The 413-nt window shown below is 41.2% G+C and carries 1 protein-coding gene; it reads right to left on the bottom strand.

From position 1 onward, the window contains the following. Positions 1-230: 230 nt before the first annotated feature. Positions 231-413: SIP domain-containing protein (locus FTW16_RS01865; RefSeq protein ID WP_146489852.1), on the bottom strand; the 183-nt coding region annotated here is incomplete at its 5' end.

Below are 413 nucleotides of genomic sequence, written 5' to 3'. Positions count from 1 at the left end.
CAACAAGTGGTAGCGCGTTTACAAGGAAATAAAGAGTGGGTTGCGAAACTGGATCTTGGTTATGAGATTGAAATCGGTGAGAGTATTTAATTTGTATTATGCTTTGCTTTGACGGGATTAAAGCCAAACGCCCTTAAAGATAGACACATCGTAAGGGCGTTGTTATCAGCATTAGGAGCTAAGCGTTTTCAAAGATGCTTAAGATCAGTCGTAGTAAACAACTGGTCATTTTAGCTTGCTAAAGCTTGCGTATCTTGTTGCTTCAATACTTTATGGCCATCTTCAGTGACGTCACGTTTCCAGTAGCTGCTGATATAGATGTTTTCTTTCGCTACGTCTTTTTCGTTTCTGAAGTCCTGTCTCAGTTCACGCATTCTTTCAAACTCACACGCCGTCCATACTGAAACTTGGCC

This window comes from Vibrio sp. T20 (assembly GCF_007858795.1).
Lineage (GTDB): Bacteria > Pseudomonadota > Gammaproteobacteria > Enterobacterales > Vibrionaceae > Vibrio > Vibrio satsumensis.
This window is presented reverse-complemented; position numbering and strand designations above follow the sequence as displayed.